22 protein-coding genes are annotated in these 25,025 nt (G+C 71.1%); 8 read left to right on the top strand and 14 right to left on the bottom strand.

Annotated elements, in window-relative coordinates:
* Positions 1-561 precede the first annotated feature (561 nt).
* A complete protein-coding gene (locus ACWD38_RS09570; RefSeq protein WP_184477222.1) occupies positions 562-1,788 on the top strand; it encodes a cytochrome P450 family protein in 1,227 nt (408 codons plus the stop codon).
* A 309-nt stretch (positions 1,789-2,097) separates the two neighbouring features.
* Here the strand turns inward: ACWD38_RS09570 and ACWD38_RS09565 are convergent, their stop codons facing one another.
* From ACWD38_RS09565 to ctaD, 3 genes are all read right to left on the bottom strand, one after another.
* Complete coding sequence (locus ACWD38_RS09565) at positions 2,098-2,550, bottom strand: SRPBCC family protein (protein ID WP_184477220.1); 453 nt, start codon at positions 2,548-2,550, stop codon at positions 2,098-2,100.
* Positions 2,551-2,623: 73 nt separating this feature from the next.
* Entirely contained in the window at positions 2,624-3,859 is a 1,236-nt protein-coding gene (gene serB, locus ACWD38_RS09560) for a phosphoserine phosphatase SerB (RefSeq protein ID WP_184477218.1), read from the bottom strand.
* Between the two features lie 148 nt (positions 3,860-4,007).
* Positions 4,008-5,783 carry an aa3-type cytochrome oxidase subunit I gene (gene ctaD, locus ACWD38_RS09555; RefSeq protein WP_184477215.1) on the bottom strand — a complete coding sequence of 592 codons (1,776 nt, stop codon included), beginning with the start codon at positions 5,781-5,783 and terminating at the stop codon, positions 4,008-4,010.
* A gap of 367 nt (positions 5,784-6,150) precedes the next feature.
* Here ctaD and ACWD38_RS09550 point away from each other — a divergent pair, with 367 nt between their 5' ends.
* Positions 6,151-6,894: a DUF305 domain-containing protein gene (locus ACWD38_RS09550; protein ID WP_450123841.1), complete on the top strand. Its 744-nt coding sequence runs from the start codon at positions 6,151-6,153 to the stop codon at positions 6,892-6,894.
* Positions 6,895-7,165: 271 nt separating this feature from the next.
* Positions 7,166-8,068: an SDR family oxidoreductase gene (locus tag ACWD38_RS09545; protein WP_184477211.1), complete on the top strand. Its 903-nt coding sequence runs from the start codon at positions 7,166-7,168 to the stop codon at positions 8,066-8,068.
* Positions 8,069-8,163: 95 nt separating this feature from the next.
* Here the strand turns inward: ACWD38_RS09545 and ACWD38_RS09540 are convergent, their stop codons facing one another.
* The 8 genes from ACWD38_RS09540 to ACWD38_RS09505 all read right to left on the bottom strand — a co-directional run bounded on the left by ACWD38_RS09540 (position 8,164) and on the right by ACWD38_RS09505 (position 17,240).
* Positions 8,164-9,120 (bottom strand): VanZ family protein, encoded by a 957-nt coding sequence (locus ACWD38_RS09540; protein WP_184477209.1) that lies wholly within the window; start codon positions 9,118-9,120, stop codon positions 8,164-8,166.
* 216 nt (positions 9,121-9,336) lie between these two features.
* Complete coding sequence (locus ACWD38_RS09535; RefSeq protein WP_184484730.1) at positions 9,337-10,497, bottom strand: S8 family peptidase; 1,161 nt, start codon at positions 10,495-10,497, stop codon at positions 9,337-9,339.
* Positions 10,498-11,193: 696 nt separating this feature from the next.
* The gene (locus ACWD38_RS09530) at positions 11,194-11,952 is read right to left on the bottom strand and encodes a succinate dehydrogenase/fumarate reductase iron-sulfur subunit (protein WP_450123840.1); all 759 of its coding nucleotides are present in this window, start codon (positions 11,950-11,952) and stop codon (positions 11,194-11,196) included.
* An 11-nt stretch (positions 11,953-11,963) separates the two neighbouring features.
* Complete coding sequence (locus ACWD38_RS09525; protein ID WP_450123839.1) at positions 11,964-13,847, bottom strand: fumarate reductase/succinate dehydrogenase flavoprotein subunit; 1,884 nt, start codon at positions 13,845-13,847, stop codon at positions 11,964-11,966.
* Positions 13,848-13,857: 10 nt separating this feature from the next.
* Positions 13,858-14,682 carry a hypothetical protein gene (locus ACWD38_RS09520; RefSeq protein ID WP_450123838.1) on the bottom strand — a complete coding sequence of 275 codons (825 nt, stop codon included), beginning with the start codon at positions 14,680-14,682 and terminating at the stop codon, positions 13,858-13,860.
* Between the two features lie 124 nt (positions 14,683-14,806).
* On the bottom strand, positions 14,807-15,088 hold the full coding sequence (locus tag ACWD38_RS09515; RefSeq protein ID WP_184477201.1) for a hypothetical protein: 282 nt from the start codon (positions 15,086-15,088) through the stop codon (positions 14,807-14,809).
* 173 nt (positions 15,089-15,261) lie between these two features.
* The gene (locus ACWD38_RS09510; RefSeq protein ID WP_184477199.1) at positions 15,262-15,411 is read right to left on the bottom strand and encodes a hypothetical protein; all 150 of its coding nucleotides are present in this window, start codon (positions 15,409-15,411) and stop codon (positions 15,262-15,264) included.
* Complete coding sequence (locus ACWD38_RS09505) at positions 15,408-17,240, bottom strand: hypothetical protein (protein WP_450123837.1); 1,833 nt, start codon at positions 17,238-17,240, stop codon at positions 15,408-15,410. Before ACWD38_RS09505 ends, ACWD38_RS09510 begins: the two co-directional genes overlap by 4 nt.
* 93 nt (positions 17,241-17,333) lie before the next feature.
* On the opposite strand from ACWD38_RS09505, the gene ACWD38_RS09500 reads away from it, so the two are divergent.
* Positions 17,334-17,699 (top strand): hypothetical protein, encoded by a 366-nt coding sequence (locus tag ACWD38_RS09500; RefSeq protein ID WP_450123836.1) that lies wholly within the window; start codon positions 17,334-17,336, stop codon positions 17,697-17,699.
* Positions 17,696-18,988: a hypothetical protein gene (locus tag ACWD38_RS09495; RefSeq protein WP_184477194.1), complete on the top strand. Its 1,293-nt coding sequence runs from the start codon at positions 17,696-17,698 to the stop codon at positions 18,986-18,988. The genes ACWD38_RS09500 and ACWD38_RS09495 overlap by 4 nt, the downstream gene beginning before the upstream one ends.
* Here ACWD38_RS09495 and ACWD38_RS09490 read toward each other — a convergent pair whose 3' ends face one another.
* The 3 genes from ACWD38_RS09490 to ACWD38_RS09480 form a co-directional block, all read right to left on the bottom strand.
* On the bottom strand, positions 18,989-19,231 hold the full coding sequence (locus ACWD38_RS09490; RefSeq protein ID WP_184477192.1) for a hypothetical protein: 243 nt from the start codon (positions 19,229-19,231) through the stop codon (positions 18,989-18,991).
* Between the two features lie 630 nt (positions 19,232-19,861).
* Positions 19,862-21,274 (bottom strand): xylulokinase, encoded by a 1,413-nt coding sequence (gene xylB, locus ACWD38_RS09485; RefSeq protein ID WP_184477190.1) that lies wholly within the window; start codon positions 21,272-21,274, stop codon positions 19,862-19,864.
* Positions 21,275-21,395: 121 nt separating this feature from the next.
* Complete coding sequence (locus tag ACWD38_RS09480) at positions 21,396-22,286, bottom strand: SAM-dependent methyltransferase (protein WP_246456669.1); 891 nt, start codon at positions 22,284-22,286, stop codon at positions 21,396-21,398.
* A gap of 154 nt (positions 22,287-22,440) precedes the next feature.
* Here ACWD38_RS09480 and ACWD38_RS09475 point away from each other — a divergent pair, with 154 nt between their 5' ends.
* Genes ACWD38_RS09475 through ACWD38_RS09465 form a run of 3 tightly spaced genes read left to right on the top strand, consistent with a single transcriptional unit; the run spans position 22,441 to position 24,937 of the window.
* On the top strand, positions 22,441-22,908 hold the full coding sequence (locus ACWD38_RS09475) for a (2Fe-2S)-binding protein (protein WP_246456668.1): 468 nt from the start codon (positions 22,441-22,443) through the stop codon (positions 22,906-22,908).
* Positions 22,905-23,714 carry an FAD binding domain-containing protein gene (locus ACWD38_RS09470; protein ID WP_184477185.1) on the top strand — a complete coding sequence of 270 codons (810 nt, stop codon included), beginning with the start codon at positions 22,905-22,907 and terminating at the stop codon, positions 23,712-23,714. Before ACWD38_RS09475 ends, ACWD38_RS09470 begins: the two co-directional genes overlap by 4 nt.
* 47 nt (positions 23,715-23,761) lie before the next feature.
* Entirely contained in the window at positions 23,762-24,937 is a 1,176-nt protein-coding gene (locus ACWD38_RS09465; RefSeq protein ID WP_450123835.1) for a cytochrome P450 family protein, read from the top strand.
* Positions 24,938-25,025 lie beyond the last annotated feature (88 nt).

Raw genomic sequence — 25,025 nt, 5'->3', positions numbered from 1 at the left:
ATTCAGCACAGCGGCATCGAACACACCCCGATTATCCCCACCCCGACCGCGCCCACCCCACCCCGACCACAGGGGATCGCTCACACCCGACCGGAGTGAACGGACCGTTCGACCAACGCGACTGGGCAAACGGTCCGTTCACTCACAAAGCTCACCACCCGCTCGCCCCGCAACACACCGATCGCCCGAGCCGTCAGCAGGGCTCCGAACCGAGTGAACGGACCGTTCGACCAACGTGACTGGACAAACGGTCCGTTCACTCGAAAACCTCGCCACCCGCATCTGGGCTCACCCGGGGGCCGCCAGCGGGGCTCCGATCTGAGTGAACGGACCGTTCGTCCAACGGGATTGGACGAACGGTCCGTTCACTCCGCGAAGTCCCGCCCACCCGGGCGCCGTCCACCGCCTTCGGACGGGTTCAGGCGTGCCGGGGCGTGGAACCGATGCGTCCGAACGGCGACGGAGCTTCACCCCGTCGACGGTCACCGAGCGGAGCCTGATCGCCCCATGCTGGGTTCGCGTCATCCACGACGTGCGAGGACGACACCGCGGAGCCGATCGATGGACCCTTCCACCTGCCCCTACCCGCTCGACCCCACCGGGAGCGACCTGCACGCCGAGGCGGCCCGCCTCAGCCGGCGAGGTCCGGCGACGCGCGTGGTGCTACCCGGCGAGGTGGAGGCGTGGCTGGTCACCGACCCGGTCGTGCTGCGGTCCCTGTTCGCCGACCCCCGCGTGTCCAAGGATCCGCACCGGCACTGGCCCGCGTACCGCGAGCTGCCGCCGGACTGGCCGCTGCACACCTGGGTCTCGATGCGGAACATGTTCAACTCGCACGGCGCCGAGCACCGCAGGCTCCGAGCTCTCATCGCACCCGCGTTCACCGCCCGCCGCATCCGCGAGCTGCAGCCGCACGTCGAACGGATCACCACCGAACTGCTCGACGACGTGGCCGCCGCCGCGCCGGGTGTGGCCGTGGACCTGCGCGAGCGCTTCGCGAACCCGTTGCCGGTCGCGGTGATCAGCTCACTGCTCGGCATCACCGACCGCTCGGCCCTCGACGAGATGCGCCGCCTGGTGGAGTCCTTCTTCAGCACGACGACCACCCCGGAGCAGATGGTGTCCGGGATGGAGACCCTGTACCGGTTGTTCGGCGACCACGTCGCCGCCCGCCGCCGGACCCCGGGCGACGACCTGACCAGCGACCTGCTGGCGATGCGGGACGAGGATGGGACTCGCCTGTCGGACGGCGAGCTGACCGACACCTTGATGCTGATGTTCTCGGCGGGCCACGAGACGACGGTGAACCTGCTCGGGCACGCCATCGCGCAGCTGCTCACCGAGCCCCGGCACCTGGCCGCGGTCCGAGCGGGCGACCTGAGCTGGGACGCGGTCGTCGAGGAGACGTTGCGCTGGCAGCCGCCGCTCGCGAACCTGCCGCTGCGCTTCGCCGTCGAGGAGATCGCACTGCCCGGCGGCGACGCGATCCGGGCGGGCGAGGCGATCGTGGCCGGGCTGCTGGCGGCGAACCGGCACGCCGCGCACTACCCCGACGGGGAGCTGTTCGATCCGGCCCGTTCCGATTCGGCGCACCTCAGCTTCGGCCACGGGGTGCACTTCTGCGTCGGCTCCCAGCTGGCCCGGCTGGAAGCCCGCATCGGGTTGTCCGCGCTGTTCGACCGCTTCCCGGACCTGACCCCGGCGTTCACCGAACTGGAGCAACGCCCGTCGTTCATCTCCAACGGCCACGTCGACCTGCCCGCGATCCCGAACCCGACGACGACCTGACGCACCGGAGTGAACGGACCGTCTGCCCAACCAGATTGGACAAGCGGTCCGTTCACTCCAGGAACCGTCACGCCCCGGTACCAGTGCTGCTCGCACACGGGGCTCGGCAGGACACCTGACACGGGGTGAACGGACCGTCTGCCCAACGAGATTGGACGGACGGTCCGTTCACTCCGAGAAACCGCCGTGCCGTTGCGCGGTGCGGCACGCAGGAGGGCTGCCCGAGCAGGACACCTGGCATGAGTGAACGGACCGTTCGTCCAACGAGATTGGACGGACGGTCCGTTCACTCCGAAACCTGCCCCGCGGCTAGGACTCCGCGGCCGTCTTCAGGCGGTGGAGGGTCTGCTCCATGCCGGTGCGGAAGTTCTCGGCGAACTTCTCGCGGCCGCCGACGAGCTTGTACAGCGGCGCCAGCATCCCGTGCTTCGTCCGCGACGTGTCCCGCTGCTCGGTCACCAGCGTGCCGGTGCCGTCCTCGGTGAGCAGGTAGCGCCACACCGTGTTGTGCAGCGTGGTGCGGAAGGTGAATTCCCGCCCGCGCTCGGCCCGCTCCACGACGTTCGGCGTGGGGATGCCGGGCTTGTTGAACCCGATGAACCGCGCCCCCGCCACCGGTTCGCGGACGCGTCCGCGCCACGTGCAGCGGGCCAGGTTCGGGCTCCACTCCGGCATCCGGGTGATGTCGGAGAGCAGGTCCCAGACCTGTTCCGGCGTCGCTTCGATGCGCAGCGACACCTCGTCCAGTTCGGTCCCGGTCATGCTCGCGCCCCTTGCCCTGTCGTGATCGATGTGCCCGCCTGGAGAACGAGCGCGGGTGGGGCCACGTTGCGCGTCACGCTTCGAGCGGAACCCGCCGCACCACGCCGTCCTCGGCGTCGGCGAGCTCCACTTCGGCGCGCGTCACGCCCAGCACGAACAGGATCGCGTCCAGGAACGGGTGCGAGAGCGCGGTGTCGGCGACCTCGCGCAGCGCGGGTTTCGCGTTGAACGCGATGCCGAGCCCGGCCGCGGAGAGCATGTCGATGTCGTTCGCGCCGTCGCCCACGGCGACGCACTGCCCGGAGGGCACCCCGAACTCCTCGGCGAACCGCCGCAGCGCGTGCGCCTTGCCGGGGCGGTCGACGATCTCGCCGATGACCCGGCCGGTGAGCTTGCCGTCGACGATCTCCAGCTCGTTGGCCGCGCTGAAGTCGAGTCCGAGCTCGGCCACCAGGTGGTCGATGATCTGCGTGAAGCCGCCGGAGACGACGCCGGTGTGGAACCCGAGCCTGCGCAGCGTGCGCACCGTGGTGCGGGCGCCGGGGGTGAGTTCCAGGTCGGCCGCCACCTCGTCGAGCACCGTCGCGGGCAGGCCTTCGAGGACCGCGACCCGCTCGCGCAGCGACTCGGCGAAGTCCAGTTCGCCGCGCATGGCGCGTTCGGTGACCTCGCGGACGGCGTCCTCGCAGCCGGCCTTCGCGGCGAGCATCTCGATGACCTCGCCCTGGATGAGCGTGGAGTCCACGTCGAAGACGACCAGCCGCTTCGCCCGCCTGGTCAGGCCGGCGCGTTCGACGGCCACGTCCACGCCGAGCCCGGCGGAGAGCTCGCCCATCTCCGAGGTCAGCGCCGCGCCCATCTCCTCGGTGGAGTCGGGGGCGGTGACCTGCAGTTCCAGTCCCGTCACCGGGTAGTCGGCGACGCGGCGGATGGAGTCGATGTTGACGTTCATCGCGGCCAGCCTGCGCGCGACCTCGGTGAAGCTGCGCGCCGAGACCGGGTGTCCCAGCACGACGACCACGTGGGTGGGCGCCAGCTTCGCCGGGTCGCCGTCGGGAGCGCCGATCAGCACGTCCACGGCCATGCCGACGGTCGCCATCGCCTGCTCCACGGCTTCCTGCAGGTGTTCCGGGTCCCGGTCGGTCGACACGAGCACACCGAGCACCAGCCGGTCGTGGATCACGACCTGTTCGACGTCGACGATGTCCACCCCGTGCGCGGTGAGGGCGGCGAACAGCACGGAGGTGACTCCCGGCTTGTCCTGTCCGGTCACGGTGATCAGCACGGTGGTGGGATTCGGCGTGCTCACGGCTGCGGGCACTCCTTTCCGGTCGGGAACACGAGAAACCCCGGCAGACCGGGGTCTGCCGGGGCTCGTCGTTCAGAGCCGACTCACCTTGGCACAGCCGTGCGGTGCGGCACTAGCGCGCACATCACGTTGCGCTCGCGGTGAGCGGTTACTTCTCGGTGGCGTCGCGGTCCCCGCCTTGCTCGGGCGGGACCACGGCCTGCGCCGCCTTCTCCGAGGGAGCGGCGTGCGCGAGCGGCTTGCCGGTGAGGCCGACGTGGGCTTCGAGGCGCATCCGGTCCGCGACGTGCGGGTAGTGCAGTTCGAAGGCCGGGCGCTCGGAGCGGATCCGGGGCAGCTCGGTGAAGTTGTGCCGCGGCGGCGGGCAGGACGTGGCCCACTCCAGGGAGTTGCCGTAGCCCCACGGGTCGTCGACGTTCACGATCTCGCCGTAGCGGTAGCTCTTGAACACGTTCCACAGGAACGGCAGCATCGACGCGCCGAGGATGAACGCGCCCACGGTGGACAGCGTGTTCAGCGCGGTGAAGCCGTCGGATTCCAGGTAGTCGGCGTACCGGCGGACCATGCCCTCGTTGCCCAGCCAGTGCTGCACCAGGAACGTGGTGTGGAAGCCGATGAACGTCAACCAGAAGTGGATCTTCCCGAGCCGCTCGTCCATCATCCGGCCCGTCATCTTCGGGAACCAGAAGTAGATGCCGGCGAAGGTCGCGAACACGATCGTGCCGTAGAGCACGTAGTGGAAGTGCGCGACCACGAAGTACGTGTCGGAGACGTGGAAGTCGATCGGCGGGGCGGCCAGCAGGACGCCGGTCAGACCGCCGAACAGGAACGTCGCCAGGAACCCGACGCTGAACAGCATCGGCGTCTCGAACGTCAGCTGGCCGCGCCACATGGTGCCGATCCAGTTGAAGAACTTCATGCCCGTCGGGATGGCGATGAGGAACGTGGTGAACGAGAAGAACGGCAGCAGCACCGCGCCGGTCGCGTACATGTGGTGCGCCCACACGACGACCGACAGGGCCGCGATGCCCAGCGTCGCGTACACCAGGCCGGTGTAGCCGAACAGCGGCTTGCGGCTGAACACCGGGAAGATCTCCGAGACGATGCCGAAGAACGGCAGCGCGACGATGTAGACCTCGGGGTGTCCGAAGAACCAGAACAGGTGCTGCCAGAGGATCACGCCGCCGTTGGCGGGGTCGAACACGTGGGCACCGAGCTGCCGGTCCGCCAGCAGACCCATCAGGGCCGCGGTGAGGATCGGGAAGGCCATCAGGATCAGCACGCTCGTCACCAGGATGTTCCAGGTGAAGATCGGCATCCGCCACATGGTCATGCCCGGTGCGCGCAGGCAGACCACGGTGGTGATCATGTTGACCGCACCGAGGATCGTGCCCAGACCGGAGACGGCCAGGCCGGCGACCCAGAAGTCCGCGCCGTGGCCCGGCGAGTGCAGGGCGTCCGAGAGCGGGGTGTAGGCGAACCAGCCGAAGTCCGCGGCACCGCCCGGCAGCAGGAACCCGCTGACGACCACGAGCCCACCGAACAGGTAGAGCCAGTAGCCGAACGCGTTCAGGCGCGGGAACGCGACGTCCGGCGAACCGATCTGCAGCGGCAGGATGTAGTTCGCGAAGCCGAACAAGATCGGCGTCGCGTACAGCAGCAGCATGATCGTGCCGTGCATCGTGAACAGCTGGTTGTACTGCTCCTGGGACAAGAACTGCATCCCGGGAACGGCCAGCTCCCCGCGGATCAGCATCGCCATCAACCCGCCCACGATGAAGAAGGCGATCGAGGTGACGAGGTAGAGGATGCCGATCTGCTTGTGGTCGGTGGTGCGGAACATCCGCGCCAGGAACGACCCCTTGACCGTTTGGCGCGCCGGATAGGGGCGCGTGGCTATCGGCTGTGGCGCGACGGCCGTCACGGTGCCTCCTGCACTGTTCCTCGTGATTGCGCGGGCCCGCGAACGGGACCGCCCGACCCGGTCGGGTCGGCGCGTCGGCTGCGACGCGCCCAGGTACCAGGTGGCCTGCGCCCGGCACGATCGCTGCCGTCTGCGGATAGTAGTCCGACCGCCGCACGTGCCTGCGGCCGGGCCGTAGCCACCCTAGTCATCGACTCGCGCAAGGTCATCCGTGGTGAGAGCGAGGCGACACCTCGCGTCGGCCACCGGCGCGGCGCACCCTGGCGGGTGAGCGCTTCTCGATCGTTAGCCTGGAGCGCGACAGCCCCGGTCGGCGATGCCTGCGGGCCCGGCCGGACCCGACCACCACCCTGGGAGAGGGCGGCACGTGCAGCGAGCCTCGTTCCACCGGCACCGGCCAACGCGGACCGCACCGCCCGGCCGCGCGTGGTCGCCGAGCCGGCACGCGCCCGGCGGCCCGACGACCGCCGGACCAGGCGTTTCCCCCGCCCGGGGCCGGGCGCGCGCGCCGCGGCTGCTGGTCGGCGCGGCGCTGGCCTGCGGGCTGGCGCTCACCGGCTGCGGCCCCGCGGAGCAGCCCGCCCCGCCACCGGCCGCGGACTCCTCGGAGCCGCCCGGCGCGGACGCGCCGGAGACCGAGGAGCAGGAGGACGCGGCGCACACGAGCACCGATCAGGAGTTCGCCCGGCAGCTGCTGGCGCACCACCAGCAGCTGCTGGAGCTGACCGAGCTGGCGGCCGACTCCGGCGATCCCGAGGTCGCCGCCTACGCGGCGGGGATCCAGCGGGACCGGCAGGCCCAGGCCGACGAGCTGACCCGCTGGCTCACCGACACCGAGGACGTTCCGTCCGGCAGCGCGCCCGAGGATCTCGTCGCCGGGGAGTCCCGGGTGCCGGGGATGCCGAGCGCGGAGCTGGTGGACCGGCTGCGGCAGGCCCGCGGCCCGGAGTTCACGGGGCCGTTCAAGGAGGCCATGGCCGGTCTCTACGACGGCGGGGAGCAATTGGCCCAGGCGGAGTTGGAGGAGGGTTCGGCGACCCAGATGCGCTCGCTGGCGGAGCGGATCCTGGACGGCCGCGACGTCGAGCGAGCCGACCTCACCGCCCTCTGAACCGCTCTGAACCTGGTCCGTCCCGTCGCGATCTCGCGAGAACCCGGAGCGCCGCACGAGTCCGGCCAGCAGCGGCATCGACGCAGGTGAGGCTGCGCAGGGGACGTGGCCGGGGGCGTTCGATCTCTCGCGAAATCGCGGGAGTCGTCCACAGGTTCGGCGTTCATCCACAGGCTGAGCGGAGTCCGCGCGCCTGGACCTACCGAAAGTAAGCTACTGCCGGTAGCCTACCTCGGAGTAGGTGACGCTGATCCACGTTCCGGGAGTGCGCATGCCGTCAACGATGTCCGGCAAAGTCGTCCTGATCACCGGTGCCGCGCGCGGCATCGGTGCGCAGACCGCCAGGGAGCTCGCCCGTCGCGGCGCCCGGCTCTCGCTGACCGGGCTCGAACCCGATGAGCTCAAAGCCGTCACCGCCGAACTCGGCGACGGCCACACCTGGTTCGAGGCCGACGTCACCGACCCCGACTCCCTCCAGGCCGCCATCGACGGCACCGTCGCCGCGCACGGCCGGATCGACGTGGTGATCGCCAACGCGGGCATCGCGCCGTTCGGCACCGTGCAGAACGGCGACCCGCACGCGTTCACCAAGACGATCGACGTGAACATCAACGGCGTCTTCCACACCGCGCGCCTCGCGCTGCCGCACGTGATCGAGCAGCGCGGCTACGTCCTGGTCGTGTCCTCGCTGTCGGCGTTCGCCCCGATGGGCGGCATGGCCGCCTACACCGCGAGCAAGGCGGGCGCGGAGGCCCTGGCCAGCGCGCTGAGCTCCGAGGTCGCCCACCTCGGCGTCGCGGTCGGCAGCGCCCACCCGTCGTGGATCGACACCGACCTGGTGCGCGACGCGAAGGCGGACCTGCCGAGCTTCCGGGAGATGCGCAAGCGCCTGCCGTGGCCGATGCACGCCACCACGACCGTGGAGAAGTGCGCCATCGCGTTCGCCGACGCCGTGGAGCGCCGCTCCCGCCGGGTGTACGTGCCGCGCCCGGTGATGCTGATGCACTGGCTGCGCAACCTGCCCGCCTCGAAGCTGGTCGCGCGGATCATGGCCCCGTCGCTGCGCAAGATCATGCCGGAGATGGAGCGGGAGGTGGCCGCCCTCGGACGCTCGTTCAGCGCCCGCAACCAGGCCTTGCAGGGAACTCCGAAGCAGGCGCCGCGCGGGAAGTAGGCGCGGCGCCGCTGAGCCCCATCCGGCCGAGGGCGCGTCCGGCCGGGTGGTGCCGGTGGCCGGGTGGCCGGGCGCGGGTCACCCGGCCACCGGTGTCAGGAACGCCGCGCGGGAGTGCGACCGGCGGGCACGCCCTGGCGGGGCCGCCCGCCCGAGGCGTTCGCCGCGGCCGGGAAAGCCCGCTCGATGGCGGCGGGGGACGGCACCCGTCCCTCGCGCGGTGCCGCGTTCGCGGGGATGCGGCCGTCCTGGGCCGGGGCCTTCGCGGGAGCCGGGACGTTCGCCACCGCCGGGCGGCGCGCGGCGGTTCCGCGCGCCTCGGCCGGGAGCGGGGCGCCGGGCCGGCGCACCGGCACCGCGTTGCGCTCGCGGCTCTGCCGGGTCGCGACGCGCACCGTGGCGGTGTCCGGGCGCCGCACGCCGGGAACGCGCTCCTGCTCGATCTTCTCGATGATCCGCCACACCGTCGTCTGCGCCTCGTCCGGCTCGACGCTGCGGTGGTTGGGGCCGGGGAGCTGGCCCTGAGCGCGCCACCAGCGGGCGCACACCACGAGGCCGCCCATGGACGCGCCGAGCGTGTTGAGCACGACGTCGTCGGTGGAGGCGACCCGGCCGGGGATGAAGAAGAACTGCACGGTCTCGATCGTCAGCGCCGTCATCAGCCCGCCGATGACGATCTTGCCGAGGTTGTCGAACCAGCGGACCCGCAGCGGCACCAGGGTCGCCATCGGCAGCAGCAGCACCAGGTTCCCGGCCAGCTGCACCCAGGGCCGCACATCGCCGGGAGCCGCCCGCAGCGCCGTGTACAGGTCGTTGCCGATCTCCATCCGGACCCGCTCCGCGATCTCGGGCTGCGGGTAGAACACCAGGTAGGCGGTGAACATCACCGCGAACACGAGCACCGCGTCGATCAGCGGATCGTGCAGCGGGGAGACCGATCGGAGGTTGTTGCTGCGCACCGTGCCGGACACGGCGGCGACGAGCACCGCGAGCGGGAACAGGACCGTCAGCGCCGGGACGAAGCCGTCGAACGCCAGAAAGAGTTGATACACCTCAGCCGCACTTCCTCTGGTCAGTGCCAGGACCGCGAACCAATGTCTGCATCAGGTGGTTCCACGCGGTGCGGGGCACCACGGACGACCACCTGTCCGCGCTCATCGCGCGTGGGAATCGGCGGTCGGCATTGACCGATCAAGAAGAGGGTCAAGAAGGTGGCCGGGCATCGCCTCGCGGGTCGATACCCGGCCACACCGGTTTCTTGCGGAGCGTCAGCCCGCGTCGACCTGGAGCAGGTCGGCGATGGTGCCCTGCGGGGCGCCCTGGACGACGCCGACCGAGGCGCCGCCCTGCAGGCCCTTGATCACGTCAGCCGGAGCCGCGCCCTGGTTGGCTTCGAGGAACAGCGCACCGGCACCGGCCACGTGCGGGCTGGCCATCGAGGTGCCGTCCATCGCCTCGGTGCCGCCACCGGGGACGGTCGAGGTGATGTCCACGCCGGGGGCGTAGCCCTCGACGGTCGCGCCGAAGTTGGTGAACTCGGCCGAGGTGTCGCTGATGTCGGAGGCCGCCGTGGTGAACACGCCCTCCGCGCTGGCCGGGGAGACGTTCTCCGCGTCCTGCGACTCGTTGCCGGCCGCGACGGCCAGGAACACGCCCGCGTCGACCAGGCCGGTGGCGGCCTCGTCCAGCGCCGGGTCCTTGCTGCCGCCGAGCGACATGTTCGCCACGGACGGGCCGTTGGCGTTCTGGGCGACCCAGTCCATGCCGGCGATGATGTCGGCGCTGGTGCCGCTTCCGTCGTCGCCGAGGACCTTCACGCCGACCAGCTCGGCACCGGGGGCCACGCCGTAGGTCTTGGAGGCGATGGTGCCCGCGGTGTGCGTGCCGTGGCCCTGGACGTCGCCGCCGTCGCCACCGGTGGCGTCGAAGCCGAACTTGGCGCGGCCTTCGAAGTCGGGGTGGTCGACGGCGAGGCCGGTGTCGATGACGTACGCGGTGACGCCCGCACCGGTCTGCGCCGGGGCGTAGGTGTCGTCCAGCGGCAGCTCCGGCTGGTCCAGCCGGTCCAGGCCCCAGGAGCCGACGGCGGCGGCGTGCGGCGCCTCGACCTGGATGCGGAAGCTCTGCGACACGCCTTCGACGGCCTGGCTGGCGCGCACGTCGTGCAGCTGCTGCGGGCTCAGCGAGGCCGAGAAGCCGTTGAGGGTGCTGTTGTAGACGTGCTCGGTCTGCACGCCCAGTTCCTTGGCGACGTCGGCGGCGTTGGCGCCGTCCTTCAGGTTCACCACGAAGGAGTCACCGGCACCGGCGGCGTTGGCCGTGTGCATGGTCAGCGGGGCGAGGTCGGCCTGCGGGGCGGCGGCGAGTGCGGGAACCGCTGCGACCACGAGTGCCGCGGCGGAGAGACCGGCGCCGGCACCGAACAGCATTTTCTTCACGGGATTACCTCCGTCACGAACCGACACGTTTCCGGCGGACGCACCGCCCGGCACTGGAGTCGATTGCTCTAATTGACTCGGATGCCGAAAACGTAGCTACCGGGCCCAGCTGGAAACAAAGGCATGGCTAGAACCCGCCACCCCTTCGCGACGTGCGTCGACACCTTCCAAGATCTGCATCTTGACAGGCCTTAGCTGGTGTTTTCCCGAGAATTGGGAGCGATCCGAGCGGGAGTGTGATGACGCACGCAATGGGACTTTGCCATCATTCACACGGCCGCAATGCGCGATGACTGTTCAACACGGGAAAGTGCGGGAAAAACGTGGAGGAAGTGCCGGTAAACCTGGCGATGCCCCAGCTCACGCACCGTACGACATGGACACTCGCCGAGCCGCCGGCCCGAACGTCGAGCGGCCCGCCCGAAATCGGAGTGATTTCCGCCCCAGCGCGAGGCCATGGCGACGCGCGCCGATCGGCCGCGCCCGGCCGAGCAATCCCGCGGGAGCCCGAAATGGCCGATTTTCCTATTTGAGTAACAGTGCGCATGCGGTTTCGGCACGCACGGTAAATGATTCCCGCCATTTGAAACGATGCGCACGACTCCTTGACCCGGCCCGGACCGGCCTGCCAGGTGGAACCGCCCGAGCCCGCGCGGTGGCCCTTTCCGGTCCGGGCGGTGGCCGACCTCAGTCCCGCTTGCGCCGGAACAGCCGCAGCAGCGGGTCGTAGTACCGATCGGCGGCGCGTTCCTTCAACGGGATGAGCGCGTTGTCGGTGATCTGGATGTGCTCCGGGCACACGTCGGTGCAGCACCGGGTGATGTTGCACAACCCGAGCCCGTGCTCCTCGCGCGCCTCGTCAGGCCGGTCCGCGCGGGTCTCGCCGCGCGCGTCCAGCGGGTGCATCTCCAGTTCCGCCACCCGCATCAGGAACCTCGGCCCGGAGAACGCCTCCTTGTTGTCCTCGTGATCGCGGATCACGTGGCAGACGTCCTGGCACAGGAAGCATTCGATGCACTTGCGGAACTCCTGCGAGCGCTGCACGTCCACCTGCTGCATGCGGTACTCGCCGGGTTCGAGGTCGGTGGGCGGCTCGAACGCGGGCACCTCGCGGGCTTTGACGTAGTTGAACGACACGTCGCACACCAGGTCCTTGATCACCGGGAAGGTGCGCATCGGCGTCACCGTGATGACCTCGTCGGTGGCGAACGTCGACATCCGCGTCATGCACATCAGCTTCGGCTTGCCGTTGATCTCCGCCGAGCAGGAGCCGCACTTGCCGGCCTTGCAGTTCCACCGCACCGCGAGGTCGGGGCATTCGGTGGCCTGCAGGCGGTGCACGAGGTCGAGCACCACCTCGCCCTCGGCCGCCTCGACGACGTGGTCCCGCAGCTCGCCGCCGTCGGCGTCGCCGTGCCACACGCGAAGATGCGCCAGGTAACTCATCGTCGGCCTCCTCAGCCCGCCGCGGCGGCGAGTTCCTCGTCGGTGAAGTACTTGCGCAGTTCCTCGGCCGCGAACAGCTCCAGCAGGTCCGGGCGCACCGGGAGCTGGCGCTGCTCGTCGACGCGGACGCCGTCCCTGCTCAGCGAGCAGGCCAGCAGGGTGCGCCGCCACGTGGGAGCCATGCCCGGGTGGTCGTCGCGGGTGTGGCCGCCGCGGCTCTCGGTGCGCAGCACCGCCGCCCGCGCCACGCATTCGCTGACCAGGAGCATGTTCCGCAGGTCCAGGGCGAGGTGCCAGCCGGGGTTGAACTGCCGGTTGCCCTCGACCACCAGGTTCCGGGCGCGTTCGCGCAGTTCGTCCAGGCGCCGCAACGCGTCCTGCATCTGCTCGCCGACGCGGATGATGCCGACGAGGTCGTTCATCACCTGCTGCAGCTCGGAGTGCAGCGCGTACGGGTTCTCCGCGTTCGCGGCGGGCGCGAACGGTTGCTCCGCGCGCTCGGCCGCATCGTCCACATCGGACTGACGGGGTTCCGGCCGGTTCCCGGCCGCCAGGTATTCCGCGGCGCCCAGCCCGGCCCGCCTGCCGAACACGAGCAGGTCCGACAGCGAATTCCCGCCCAGCCGGTTGGACCCGTGCATCCCGCCCGCGACCTCACCGGCCGCGAACAGCCCCGGCACCCCGGAGGCCGCGGTGTCCGGGTCGACCTCCACCCCGCCCATCACGTAGTGGCAGGTGGGGCCGACCTCCATCATCTCCCCGGTGATGTCCACGTCGGCCAGTTCGCGGAACTGGTGGTGCATCGACGGCAACCGCCGGGTGATCTCGTCCGGGGTCAGCCGGGTCGCGATGTCCAGGAACACCCCGCCGTGCTCGGAGCCGCGGCCCGCCTTGATCTCGCTGTTGATCGCGCGGGCCACCTCGTCGCGGGGCAGCAGTTCCGGCGGTCTGCGGTTGGCCTCGGGGTCGGCGTACCAGCGGTCCGCCTCGTCCTCGGTGTCGGCGTAGTTGTCCTTGAACACGTCGGGGATGTAGTCGAACATGAACCGGCGCCCGCCGGAGTCGCGCAGCACTCCCCCGTCGCCGCGCACGGACTCGGTGACGAGGATGCCCTTCACGCTCGGCGGCCACACCATGCCGGTCGGGTGGAACTGCACGAACTCCATGTTGATCAGCGCGGCCCCCGCGCGCAGCGCCAGCGCGTGCCCGTCGCCGGTGTACTCCCAGGAGTTCGACGTGACCTTGAACGACTTGCCGATGCCGCCGGTCGCGAGGATCACCACCGGAGCCCGGAACAGCACGTAGCGCCCGCTCTCCCGCCAATAGGCGAACGCCCCGGCGATCCGTCCGTCCGGGGCGTCCTTGAGCAGTTCGGTGACGGTGCACTCCTGGAACACCTTCAGCCGGGCCTCGTGCTCACCGTGCTCGGCGAAGTCGGCCTGCTGCAACGAGACGATCTTCTGCTGCAGGGTGCGGATGAGCTCCAGCCCGGTGCGGTCGCCGACGTGCGCGAGCCGCGGGTACTCGTGGCCGCCGAAGTTGCGCTGGCTGATCCGGCCGTCGGCGGTGCGGTCGAACAGCGCACCGTAGGTCTCCAGCTCCCACACCCGCTGCGGGGCCTCCCGCGCGTGCAGCTCCGCCATCCGCCAGTTGTTCAGGAACTTCCCGCCGCGCATGGTGTCGCGGAAGTGCACCTGCCAGTCGTCGTGCGGGTTGGCGTTGCCCATGGAGGCCGCGATGCCGCCTTCGGCCATCACCGTGTGGGCCTTGCCGAACAACGACTTGCACACCACCGCCGTGCGCAGTCCGCGCTGCCGGGTCTCGATGGCCGCGCGCAGGCCCGCGCCGCCCGCGCCGATCACGATGACGTCGTAGTCGTGCTGCTCGATCCGCATCGAGGGCCTTTCAGTTGAACAGTCGGGGATCGGGGAAGGCTCCGGCCGCGATGAGCAGCACGTACAGGTCGACCAGCGCGACCGACAGCAGCGAGGCCCAGGCGAGCTGCATGTGCCGCGCGTTGAGCGCGCTCACCTTGGTCCACAGCCAGTAGCGCACGGGGTGCTTGGAGAAGTGGTTGATGCGACCGCCGATGAGGTGCCTGCACGAGTGGCAGGACACCGTGTACGTCCACAGCAGCACCGCGTTGACCACCATGAGCAGCGAGCCGAGCCCGACGCCGAAACCGCCGTCGGCGCCGCGGAACGCGATCACGGTGTCGTAGGTGAGCACGGCCGCGACCAGCAGCGCGACGTAGAAGAAGTACCGGTGCACGTTCTGCATCACCAGCGGGAACCGCGTCTCGCCGGTGTAGCGGCGGTGCGGTTCGGCGACCGCGCACGCCGGCGGCGCCGCCCAGAACGAGCGGTAGTAGGCCTTGCGGTAGTAGTAGCAGGTCAGCCGGAACCCGAACACGAACGGCAGCACGATCACCGGGGGCGGCAGGAACGGCCCCATCGCGGGGAGCCACTGCCCCCAGTGGCTCGCCCCCGGTACGCACGCCGCGCTCAGGCACGGCGAGTAGAACGGCGCCAGGTAGTGGTACTCGGGCACCCAGTAGGCGGTGTTCATGAACGTGCGGATCAGGCCGTAGATCAGGAACAGCCCCAGGCCGACCACCGTGATCAGCGGTCCGAGCCACCACCGGTCGGTGCGCCGCGTGCGCGGGTCGGCAGGACCGGGCGGGTGGGCGGGTTCGGCGCTGGACGGATCGATACCGGGGAGTGCGGACATGGGTGACCTCGTTGTCGGTGTCCGGTTCGGCCTGGGTGGCTCGATCGTTCTTGCCGGTGCTGGGTCGTCCACTCGTGCCGGCGCGGGCCGCGGCGGCGTTGCCGGAGCCACCGCGCCGGTTCGATCAGTGCTGCTGCCTGCCACCGACTCCTTCGTCGTCGGCGTCGCGCCACAACGACGGGTCGTAGGGCGTGTCCGGCACCATCACCGTGTCGCCGCGGTTCATCTCCCGGCGCGGGGCTGGCAGTGCGGACAGTTCGGCCAGGTCGATCTCGAGCCGTTCCACATCGTTGCTCAGGCGGCGCACGGCCGCAGCGTTTCCGTAGCGCGATCGGAGCATGCCGACGCTGCTGCGCAGCTGCCCCAGTACGCGCTGCACGTCGGTCAGTTCAGTCGTCGAAGACATGGGCGAACACCTCTCGTACGGGTCGTCGCATCGACCTCTCCGAGAGTGCCCCGAGCCCACAATTGTGACAAGAGCCACACGGTCGACTTCCAGGATTTCCCTCGACCGAGCCCGGAGTTCACCCGACTCGCGAGCGGTTCGGGCCGGGTTCCGCCCACCCGCGGTGACCGGGCTCAGTCGTCGTCGGCGTCGTCCCGGGAACGTCGGCGGTCCCGGTAGACGATCACCGCGACGACGCCGACGACCGCGAAGGTGGGCACGAAGAACGGCACCGCCGTGATGATGGGGTGGCTGGCCAGGACCTGCGCCTGCGCGAGGATCACGTCGCCGTCCTCTCCGGCTCCGGCGACGGCTCCGGCGCACCGGCTCCGACGCGCCCGATCCGCTGCGCGCCCCAGCCCAGCGACAGCACCAGGGCCAGCGAGCACGCCAGCACCACCAGCGAGCAGGTCACCCACAGCCAGGACGGGATGTCCTGCTTCGTCTCGCGCTGCAGCACCTGCCACTCCGGTTGCGAGTCGCGGGTGAACTGCGGGTCCGCGGTCACCGCGGGCACGCCCAGCGCCTCGTCGGCGGGCATGTAGACCGGGACGGCGACCATCGCGCGGCCTTCGTGGAACCGGATCATGGTCTTCCAGGTGCCGTGCAGCGGCATCGGCTCGTTGGTGCGGTAGGTGTCCGGGCCGATCGGGGTGAGCCGGTCGACGTGCAGGTCACCGCCTTGCCAGCCGGTCATGGTGAGCCAGGTGGAGTCCTGCCCGGTGCCTGCCGGGCTCATCCGCACGACGGCGTGGCCGGTGCGGTCCTGCGGCCCGCCCCGCACGTCGGTGAGCGTGACGGTGGCCTGCACCGGGGGCGCGGTGCCGACGAGCGCGTTGGTCACGGCGAGCGCGATCACCACGAGCGCGCCGCCGAACAGCGGCACCGAGACCTGGCGGCGCGGCAGCTCACCGCGCAGCGCACCGGCGAGCAGCGCGCCGAGCACACCGCCCGCGACACCGCCGGCCACCGCCATGGCGGCGCCTTCGAGGGCCATGTCCGGGGTCCACGGCAACGGGAAGGCGAGCTGGGTCCACGCGTACTCGGACGCGTACCCGACGGTGCCGATGAGCAGGCCGGACACCACGCCGAGCGCCAGCGCGCGGCGGGCCAGCAGCAGCGCGGCGGCTTCGACGCAGAGCGCTTCCACGACGTGCAGCGGGATGGTGGCGAACTGCTCCCCGAGCACCGGGCCCACGAGCACGGCGACGCCGCCGCGCACCAGCACGTAGAACCCGACGACGAACAGCGCCGCGCCGCGCCCGGCCCACAACCGCGCGACGACCAGCGCGCAGCCGACGGCCACGGCGATCAGGAACGGCTGGTGCACCATGCGGAACTGCTGCACGCCGAAGTCGAACTCCGCTTGGAACACCGAAAGGCCGACGAGCAGGCCGCCGATCGCCATGCCGCGGTGCGCGAACCGCGGCAGCGCGCCCGGTTCACCGAGGTCGGAGCGGGCGAGCCTGCCTTCGCGTTCGAGCAGCGCGACGGCGACCAGGGACAGACCGGCGCCGCCGATGAGCATCAGGTGCGTCGGCCCCCACAGCGTCACGTCCTGGCCGAAGATGCGGTGCCACACGTCGTCGAGCGGGAACCCGAGCAGCGCGTAGAACCCGGCTCCGGCCAGCAGCAGTCCGCTGACCGGGGCGTACCAGTCGCGGGTGATGCGCACGGCCGCGCCGCCGACGGGTTCGTCCTTGGGCAGCACGACGGCCAACATGCCCGCGGTGAACAGGCCGAACAGGCCGATGAGGATCGGGTAGTGCGCGATGTTGGCCAGCGGGCCTTCGTCCCGGCCCTGGGTGATGTGCAGCGAGATGTCCCAGTACATCCCGAGCAGCGCCGTGAGCAGCGAGATCATCGCGACGATCTGCGGCAGCGCGACCCAGCCGGGCAGCCCGCGCGGCAGCACGCGCTGGGACAGCGCGGCGGCTCGTTCGAGGAGCCGGGTGCGGCCGGTGCGGTGCGCGTAGCCGAGCAGCAAGAGCAGCAGGGTCAGCACGGTCGCGCCACCGGAGGCGATGAAGATCTGGTCGAGCGCGGCGCCTCCCGTGGGCCGCACCTCTTGCATCAGCAGCGCCCGGTGCCACTCGGCGGCGGTCTGGTTCATGCGGGCCATGGAACACCAGAAACTGGACAATGTCATCCCTCAATGTGACATTGATTGTTGTAAACATTCGGCGTGACCAGGAGGACCACTGCGATGACAACGACGGCGCGGCTCATCGGATGCGCGCTCACCGCCTCGGCCCTGCTGCTCGCGGGTTGCGGCGCTCCCCCGCCCGAGCCCGCCGCGCCGGACGCGCCGCCGGTGGTCGTCGACGCGGAGGTCGCGGGCGGGCAGGTCCGCACCGGCACGGAGCGGGTGTCGGTCCCGCTCGGCGGCCAGGTCCGGTACCAGGTGCGCAGCGACCGCCCCGACGAGCTGCACATCCACGGCTACGACGAGTCGGCGCCGCTGACCCCCGGCGAGGTCGGCGTCGTCGAGTTCACCGCCGACCTCCCCGGCGTGTACGAGGCCGAACTGCACGAGTCAGGGCTCTCGCTGCCCAGCCTGGAAGTGCGGTGAGCACCGAGTTCCTCGCGCACGGCCTCGGCGGCCGCACCGACCTGCCGCTCAACGGCGCCGCCGCGGTCGTCGGCGGGGCGCTGGCGGTCGCCGTGTCGTTCGTCGCGCTGCTCGCGCTGTGGTCGAAGCCGTGGCTGGACCCGGAGGCCGGTCGACCGGTGCGGTTCGCCGCGGTGAACTCCGCCCGGCTGCGCGGTGCCGCCCGGATCGTGGTGCTGCTGCTCGCGGTCTTCGTGGTGGCCGTCGGCTTCTTCGGCCCGGCGGAGACGAACGCGAACCTGGCGCCGTGGGCGTTGTTCGTGACGTTCTGGGTCGGGCTGATCCCCGCGAGCGTGCTGCTGGGACCCGTGTGGCGAGCGGTGAACCCGCTGCGCACCGTGCTGAGCGCGCTGCGGCTGGGGCGCGATCCGCGACCGGTGCCGGGGTGGCTCGGCTACCGGGTGGCGACGGCCTGGCTGCTGGGTTTCGTGTGGCTGGAGCTGGTCGCGCCGAACCGCGCCGATCCGCGGCTGGTCGCCGCGCTGATCCTCGGCTACGCGCTGCTGAACCTGGCCGCCGCCGCCCGCTACGGCCCCGCGTGGTTCGAGCGCGGCGACGGTTTCGAGGTGTACTCGACGCTGCTGGCCCGGTGCGCGCCGCTGGGACGCCGCTCGGACGGGCGGCTGATCCTGCGCAATCCGCTGGCGGGCCTGGTGCGTCCCGACCCGGTGCCCGGTCTTGCCGGGTTGGCGTGCGTGCTGATCGGGTCGACCGCGTTCGACGGGCTCACCCGCACCAGCTGGTGGCAGGCGCTGCTGAACGCGACGCCCCTGCCGGACGTGCTCGTGGCGACCGGCGGCCTGGTGGTGTCGATCGCGGGGATCTCGGTGCTGTACTTCGGTTCGATGCGGCTGAGCGCGGTCGTCTCGGGCAGCTCGGAGCCGTTGGCCGCCCGGTTCGCCGCGACGCTGCTGCCGATCGCCGTGGGCTACGGCGTGGCGCACTACTTCTCGTTCTTCGTGATCGAGGGCCAGCAGCCGTTCATCCTGGCCGGTGATCCGTTCGGCACCGGGCTGGACCTGTTCGGGTCGGCGGGCGACGCGCCGGACTACTCGGTGCTCTCCCCCGGCGCGGTCGCGATGGTGCAGATCAACGCGATCGTGCTCGGCCACCTCGCGAGCACCGCCGCCGCCCACGACCAGGCGTTGCGCTCGTTCGACGCGCGCGCGGCCCGCCTCGGTCAGCTGCCGGTGGTGGTGGCGATGGTGCTGCTGACCGGAACGGGCCTGCTGCTGTTGCTCTCGGGCTGATCAGCAGCCGCCGCCACCGTCACCGCTGTCGCCACCGCAGCCGCCGCCGTCGACACCGCCGCTGACGCCGCCCCCGTCGAATCCTCCGCCGTGCACGGAGTGGCCGTGCGTGGAGTGGTGGGCGCCGCCGGCTCCGATGAACGGCGCGACCGTGTCGCCGCCACGGCGCGGGGGACGGCGCCGGGCGACCATGCTGATCACCACTGCGAGTGCGAGCACGACGAACGCTACCGCCGAGATCACGACGATCACTCCCCCACCATCTCGGGCTCGGTGCACACCATTCGCACGCCGGAGCCCGATACCCGTTGCGCGCGAGTGATCCGGCAACCTATCACCTCGTTCGGTGAAATCGCCGCCGTTCTCCTTGTCCCGCAGCGGAAATCCGACCTACGGCACCCGGCAGCCCGCTTCGGTCAGCTGCCGGTGGTGCCGACCTGAACGCGCCTGCCGCTGTCGCTGTCGGGACGATCAGCAGCCACCGCCCCCGTCGCCACTACCGCTGTCACCGCTGTAGCCACCTCCGGCGCCACCCGATGAACGGTTCCGACCGAACAAGATCACCACCAGGAAGACCACGATCCCGATGGCTATCACTGCTGTGGTCATGCCGACCGACCTCCGTAGTCTCGGGCGCAGAGCCGCTCGCGGGAGCACGAGCGGACGTCTTCCGAAGCTATCAACCGCAGCGCCGCCGAAGACCGCTCCGACCTCTGCGCGGACACCGTCCGGCTCCAGTTCATCGGGGAATCCTCCGGTTTCCACCGCTGCGCTGTGCCCGCGCACCTCCGCTCATCGCGGAGATCCGATCCAGCAGGCGCGAGCGGGCACGACCAGCTGCGCGCGTTCACCTCTCGGGCGGCAGCGGGCTGCTCAGAAGCCGTGGATCTGTTCGCGGGCGGTGCGGTAGGTGTGGCGGACCGCTTCGCCCTGGTAGATGTTCGCCGCCGGGCACGGCTGGGAGCGCAGTTCCCAGTCCGGCGGGGTGGTCGAACCGGAGATCGCCCACGCGGCCTGCTTCGCCGCGCCGAGCGCGACGTACTCGGTGGCCTCCGGGATCTCCACCGGGACCCCGAACAGCGAGGGGGCGACCGCGCGCACCGCGGCGGATTCGCTCGCGCCGCCGATCAGCAGCACCCTGCGGACCTCCACGCCGACGGCGCGCAGCGCCTCGACGCCGTCGGCGAGGCCGCACAGCATGCCTTCGACCGCGGCCCGCGCCAGGTTCTCCGGGGTCATGTTGGTGCCGCGGAGACCGGTGAGGGTGCCGGTGGCGTCCGGCAGGTCCGGGGTCCGCTCGCCCTCCAAGTAGGGCAGCAGGGAGAGCCCGCCCGCGCCCGGTGCCGCCTCCAGGGCGAGCCGGTCCAGCCCTGCGAGGTCCGTGCCGAGCATGCTCGCCGTGCCGCTGAGCACCCTGGCCGCGTTGAGCGTGCACACCAGCGGCAGGTACCGGCCGGTGGCGTCGCAGAATCCCGCGACGAGGCCCGACGGGTCGGCGCAGGGATGGTCGGCGACGGCGAACGCCGTGCCCGAGGTCCCCAGCGACACGACCACATCGCCCGGTCCCGCGCCGATCCCCAGCGCACCGGCCATGTTGTCGCCGGTGCCCGCGCCGAGCAGCGCGCCCTCCAGCGGGGCGAATCCGGAGGCGCGACCGGCGGATTCGGCCGGTCCCAGCACGTCCGGCAACCGCGGGGTCCGGCCGCCCATGGCCTCGCGGAGCAGGTCCGGCAGCCACCGTCCCGTCGCGGGCGCGTAGTAGCCGGTGCCGGAAGCGTCGCCGCGGTCGGTGCAGGCCCGTTCGGGGCGACCGGCGAACAGCCAGGTCAACCAGTCGTGCGGGAGCAGCACCCGGTCGACGCGGTCGGCGTGGTGCGGTTCGTTCTGCGCCAGCCACGCCAGTTTCGTGAGGGTGAAGCTCGCGACCGGCACCAGCCCGGTGCGCTCGGCGAGCGTCGCCGCGCCGTGCGCGTCGATCAGCGCGCGGGCCTGCGGCGCGGAGCGGGTGTCGTTCCACAGCAACGCGTCCCGCACCGGGTTCCCCGCGCCGTCCAACGCGACCATGCCGTGCTGCTGGCCCGCGACGGACACCGCTTCGATCTTGCCGGGAGCGCCGGCGGCGGCGTGCGCGACGGCTTCCTGCGCCGCCGTCCACCACGCCCACGGGTCCACTTCGGTTCCCGCCGGGTGGTGCGCTTTCCCCTCGGCCACGATCCGGCCGGTTTCCGCGTCGGCGACCACGGCCTTGGTGGACTGGGTCGAACTGTCGATGCCGAGAACGAACACGGTTCAGCCTCTCTGCGCTGCGGTCGCCACGACGAAATCCTGCCAGATCCCCGAAACCGGCCGGTGGAGTCCGTCCCGAGCCCGCGAGGCGGCTCCCGCGTCGACCGTCCCGTTCCCGGTATCAGGGCTTGCGGCCGACTCCGCACAGCAGCAGGTTCTGCGCGGGCACCAGCGAACGCAGCCGCGGGCCGTCCGGCCACCAGTCCGCGGCCCGCGTCAGGCCCGGCTCGGTGATCTCGGTGCCGTCGAACAGCGCGGTGATCTCCTCGCGGTCCCGGAACCAGCCGGTGCCGAGCTCGGCGAGCATCAGCTTTTCCAGCCGTGCGGCCGTTTCGGCGTGCGCAGCCTCCTCCGGACGGTGCAGGTGGCTCACCGCCACGTACGAACCCGGCGCCAACGCGGCCACGTACTCCGCCATCACGCGGTGCGGACGCTGCCCGTCCGACACGTGCTGCAACGTCGCGCCCTGCAGCAACGCCACCGGCCGGGACAGGTCGATGTTGCGCGCGATGGCGGGCATCGCCAGCAGTTCCGCGGGGCGGGTCAGGTCGGCGAAGGCGAAGTGCGTGTGGTCGTTGTCCGCGAGCAGCGCCTGGCCGTGCGAGTGCACCATCGGGTCGTGGTCCACGTACACCACGACGGCGTCCGGATTGGCCCGCTGCGCCACCTGGTGGGTGTTCTCCGGCGCGGGCAGGCCCGAACCGATGTCCAAGAACTGGTCGATGCCCACGTTCTGCGCCAGGTAGCGGACCACCCGCATCAGCCATTCCCGGTGGTCCACGGTGGCGGTGACCAGCCCGGGGGACACCTCCAGGGCGGCGTCGACGACGGCGCGATCCACCGCGTAGTTGTCCTTGCCGCCGAGCAGCGCGTCGAAGCAGCGCGCCACGCTGGGGCTCCTGGTGTTCAACAGCCGCATGTCCAGCGGCCCGGTCGTGGAGTCCACCGCCGCGACGTCGCGGGAACACGTCCACCCTCGACGGACGGGATCGACACCGGGGCGATCAGACATCGAACACCTCGCAGCGGATCACGACACTCGGACTGTCATAACCAGTATAGGCATGTGCCGGGGCCGTTCCGACGCATGGCCAACGGACGAAAAATTGATCAAATCCGCCGTTTTCCCGGTAGGGTGGCGGCCAGTCTTCGCGAGGGAGCACCGGTTGCGAGTCACGATCACCGTCAACGACACCGAGCAACGGCACGAGGTCGAGGACCGCACCCTGCTCGTGCACTTCCTGCGCGAGACCTGCGGACTGACCGGCACGAACACCGGTTGCGACACCACTTCGTGCGGCGCGTGCACGGTGCTGCTCGACGGTGAGTCGGTGAAGTCCTGCACCGTCCTGGCCGCGCAGGCCGACGGGCACGACGTCACGACCATCGAAGGGCTCTCCACCGACGAGCGGCTGCACCCGGTGCAGCGGGCCTTCCAGGAGTGCCACGGCCTGCAGTGCGGATTCTGCACGCCCGGCATGGTGCTGGCCTCGGTGTCGCTGTTGCAGGAGAACCCCTCACCGACCGAGCGGGAAGTGCGCGACGGCCTGGAGGGCAACCTCTGCCGCTGCACCGGCTACCAGAACATCGTCGATTCGGTGCTCACCGCCTCGCGCGAGGAGACCGCCCGGTGATCCCCGCCGCGTTCACCTACCACCGCGCGGAATCCGTGGACGACGCGCTGCGGCTGCTCGCCGAGCACGGCGACGACGCGAAGCTGCTGGCAGGCGGGCATTCGTTGCTGCCGCTGATGAAACTGCGCCTCGCCGTGCCCGAACTGCTCGTCGACGTGACCGCGCTGCGCGAACTCGCGTTCGTCGAGGACGCGGGGCCCGAAGTGCGGATCGGCGCGCTGACCCGGCACCACGACCTGGCGAACTCGGCGCTGCTGGCCCGCGCGGTGCCGCTGCTGGCGCACGCCGCTGGCACCATCGGTGACCCGCAGGTCCGCCACCGCGGCACCCTCGGCGGATCGCTCGCGCACGGCGACGCGGCGGCCGACCTGCCCGCGGTGGTGCTGGCGCTGGACGCGGTGCTGGTGCTGCGCGGACCCGACGGGACGCGGGACGTTCCCGCCGCGGAGTTCTTCGTGGACTTCTTCGAAACCGCGCTGGAACCGGGCGAGATCATCACCGAGGTCCGGGTGCCGAAGCAGACCGCCGGATGGGACTTCCAGAAGTTCACCCGCCGCGCCATCGACTGGGCCGTGGTCGGCGTCGCCGTCGCCGGGGACGCGGTGGCGCTGGTGAACATGGGCGCGACGCCGCTGCGCGCCACCGCCGTCGAAACCGCGCTGGCCGCCGGTGCCCCGCTCGCCGAGGCCGCGGAGCGCGCGGCCGACGGCACCTCCCCCGCCGACGAGCCCGCAGCCTCCGCCGACTACCGCCGCCACCTCGCCCGCGTCCTCGTCCGGCGCGCTCTGGAGAACTCCCGGGCCTGACCGCTTGTCGCCGCCGGGCGGGCGAGGACGTGTCGTAGATTCGCCGCATGGGAGCAGTTGAGCTCGGCGGTGAGTTCGTGACCGCGCCGCTGGCGACGTACGCGCGGCTCCGGGAACAGGGCTCGGTGCACCGGGCGATCACCCCCGACGGCACCGAGGTGTGGCTGGTGACCCGCTACGAGGACGTGCGCGCCGGATTGGCCGATCCGCGGCTGTCGCTGGACAAAGCGCACGCGCGGGACGGCTACCGGGGGTTCTCGCTGCCCCCGGAGCTCGACGCGAACCTGCTCAACATGGACGCCCCGGACCACACCCGGCTGCGGCGGATCACCGCGCAGGCGTTCCGCGTGCACCACCTGCGCCCCCGCGTGCAGCAGATCGCCGACGAACTCCTCGACGCGATCACCCCGGCGGGCGCCGCAGACCTGATCGCGTCCTACGCGGGACCGCTGCCGATCCTGGTGATCTCCGAGCTGCTCGGCGTCCCGCAGGCCGACCGGCCCGATTTCCGCGCGTGGACCGACGAGATGCTCGCGCCCACCTCCCGCGAGTCCGCGGGCGAAGCGTTGCGCTCGCTGCACCGGTTCCTGCTGGAACTCGTCGCCGCCAAGCGCACCGATCCCGGCGAGGACTTCATCAGCTCGCTGCTCGCCCAGCACGACCGGCTCTCCGCCGACGAACTGACCTCCGCCGCGTTCCTGATGCTGTTCGCGGGCTACGAGAACACGGTGAACCTGCTGGGCAACGGCTTCGCCGCCCTGCTGTCGCATCCCGACCAGCTCACCGCGATGCGCACCGAACCGGAGCTGCTGCGGTCCGCGGTGGACGAGCTGCTGCGCTTCGACCCGCCGCCGCAGACGGCGATCCGCCGATTCCCCATCACCGACGTCGAGATCGGCGGGGTGACGGTGCCCGCGGGCGCGACCGTGCTGCTGTCGCTGGTGTCGGCGCAGCACGACCCGGAGGTGTTCGCCGACCCGGACGCGCTGGACCTGACCCGCGCGGACAACCCGCACCTCGCCTTCGGCCACGGCGCGCACTTCTGCCTGGGCGCGCCGCTGGCCCGGATGGAGGCCGAAGTCGGTTTCGAGACCGCGCTGCGGCGGCTGCCCGGCCTGGCGCCGACGGCGCGCCCCGACGAACTGCGCTGGCGCCCGTCGTTCCGCAACCGCGGCCTGCGCGACCTGCCGGTGACGTTCGAACCCGCCGAGCCGAAGGGCTGAACGCGCGCGTTATCCCTTGCCTCCAGGCGGAAAGGCGTCGTGGGGTGAACGGACCGTTCGTCCAATCGGATCGGACGAACGGTCCGTT

Source organism: Saccharopolyspora sp. NPDC002578, assembly GCF_053592695.1.
This window is presented reverse-complemented; position numbering and strand designations above follow the sequence as displayed.